Origin of the sequence: Chamaesiphon sp. VAR_48_metabat_135_sub (genome assembly GCF_031418915.1) — a bacterium.
Classification (GTDB): Bacteria; Cyanobacteriota; Cyanobacteriia; order Cyanobacteriales; family Chamaesiphonaceae; genus Chamaesiphon.
The window spans coordinates 1-2,159 of sequence record NZ_JANOJV010000263.1; the positions used below are offsets into that span (position 1 = coordinate 1).

At 42.5% G+C, this 2,159-nt stretch carries 3 protein-coding genes and 3 pseudogenes; all 6 read left to right on the forward strand.

Going from position 1 to position 2,159, the window contains the following annotated elements; genetic code table 11:
- Positions 1–288: nitronate monooxygenase (locus tag RMO55_RS18425; RefSeq protein WP_310428992.1), on the forward strand; the 288-nt coding region annotated here is incomplete at its 5' end.
- A complete protein-coding gene (locus RMO55_RS18430) occupies positions 270–836 on the forward strand; it encodes a nitronate monooxygenase (RefSeq protein WP_310428995.1) in 567 nt (188 codons plus the stop codon). The genes RMO55_RS18425 and RMO55_RS18430, both read left to right, overlap by 19 nt.
- Before the next feature lie 84 nt (positions 837–920).
- Positions 921–1,268, forward strand: a pseudogene (locus RMO55_RS18435) (alternative oxidase); the annotation flags it as partial.
- Between the two features lie 260 nt (positions 1,269–1,528).
- A complete protein-coding gene (locus tag RMO55_RS18440; RefSeq protein WP_310428997.1) occupies positions 1,529–1,753 on the forward strand; it encodes a hypothetical protein in 225 nt (74 codons plus the stop codon).
- Positions 1,746–1,856, forward strand: a pseudogene (locus RMO55_RS18445) (type II toxin-antitoxin system PemK/MazF family toxin); the annotation flags it as partial. The gene RMO55_RS18440 and the pseudogene RMO55_RS18445, both read left to right, overlap by 8 nt.
- A gap of 119 nt (positions 1,857–1,975) precedes the next feature.
- Positions 1,976–2,159 (forward strand): annotated as a pseudogene (locus RMO55_RS18450) (chloramphenicol acetyltransferase); the annotation flags it as partial.

The window sequence follows — 2,159 nt, forward strand, 5'->3', positions numbered from 1 at the left end:
ATTGCTGAAATAACGATCGTGTCTAATCTCCCATCGCTCCGCATTGGTCAACATCTTGCCCGTCACCCGATCGTTCAAGGTGCAATGGCGGTGAGGGTATCTGGGGCTAATTTAGCAGGTGCAGTGGCGAATGCAGGTGGCTTAGGCTTGATTTCTAGTTTTGGGATTGGGCTGAATTCCCCTTATTTTGATACCAAACCGAAGCGATTTTTTGAAGCTAATAAATTAGCTGGCTCGCCAATTATCAACGCTTGCCCGATGCGTTTATTTTGGAACATTGCAAGTTAATTGGCGGACATTTTGCCAGTCAATGTGAAGAGCTTGACGATTCCACCTTGGAAACCACCATCGCCCAATTACAAGCTTATCTCGATCGCATCGGACTGAATATTCCGATTATTGTCACGGGTGGAATCTGGGATCGATCGGATATCGATCGAATGTTAGCAATTGGAGCCGCTGGCGTGCAAATTGGCACCAGATTTATTACCACAGCCGAATGTGATGCCGATCGACAATACAAGGAATTTCACCTTCAGGCTCATGTCCAAAATCTAGTCACAGTCCCCAGTCCAGTCGGTAAACCCGCCCGCGCGATGGGCAATAAATTTACCGAAGATGTCTTGAAAAATTCACCCACCCTCGAAAAACGCTGTATTGCCAACTGCTTGGATTCCTGTCTATGTCGAGACAAAAAAATCACTTACTGTCTACTTCAGGCTCTCAGTACAGCCGCCCAAGGCGATATCGAACGGGGGCTAATGTTTTCTGGTGGTGCGGTAAAACCTGTGGTAAAAATCTTGCCTGTCGCCGAATTGATGGCAGCTCTCACCTAAACTTTACGATCGATTAGATCGAGCTTAATTATTTCTTTAGAATAGCCTCAACACTCCATCTTCGCCAAATCTTTTACCGTTGGTAACTCAAAAGCAGCCTATAACTTCATGGAATTGGTCGAAGGTCATGCCTACGATAGCTACAACAAATATTTAACAGAAAACGCCGAGGAACTGAGAGCGCAACCCGCACCGCAAATTGCGATTCAATATTATCGAGATGGTGATTTATATATGTTTGATGAGTTCCAAACCGGACAAATACTCGAACCCCGTCGGCCATCAGTCAACAACTTGTATGACGTGTTTGTAAATATTCGCGACGACGAGCAAGAGCATGTCAAAACAATGACAGCTTGCCAAAAAACTAATGCCCAACTCACCTTCAAAAGTCCTCATAGTCAGGCTCAATTAGAAGCTCCTATTTCATAGTTCGATCGTCGGAACTTCTCTATCTTCAGAATTTTGCATATCGTTGATTGCTTTATAAGCCCAAATCTAATACAAACGTCAATAATTTAATTGTCGTTTGTTTATCATTTAATCATCGTCGATCGAGCTACCCTAACCTTTGATGATGATTTCAACATTTGAAGCAAGTACCCCGTAATAATGCTCATAGCCCATAATCCTTGCATCGATTTACTAATATGTTAGGATGTTATTATCCTACTAGCTAGTAAGACTTAATTATGAGTGCGAAAGTAAGTATCACACTAGATGAAGAAGTTTTAGAGTTCGTCGATCGATCGAGTAAAAACCGCAGCCAGTTTATCAACGAAGTATTGTCTCAGGCAAAGAAAAACCAATTATTGAAAGAGTTGGCGGACGCTTATACAGAACTAGCAAACAGTCGTGAGTATCAAGCTGAGACTAAATTATGGGATGTGACAGTGGGGGATGGAATCGATGCCTAATGGGGATCTGCGGTACCGAAGAGGAGAAATCTGGTGGGTGAACCTAGATCCGACAGTAGGTAGTGAAACCGCAAAGAAACGACCCTGTGTAATTCTTCAGAGTCAGTAGGACGGATAAATATTTACAACATCAATAATGCCTGAAACCTAACTTCAGTTCGGGATTTTGAAAGCTAGGAGCGAACGATTTTATACGGAGCAGATCCAAAAGATAAGCATCCAATGAAGGGATTTCCGCAAATCTGCTTCATTCAAAATACTGTGTCCAATCCCAATATTATCATTGGAGATTACACTTACTATGACGATCCAGAAGATTCAGAAGCTTTTGAACGTAATGTTCTATATCATTACCCGTTTATCGGCGATAAATTAATCATCGGCAAGTTTTGTGCCTTAGCAAGAG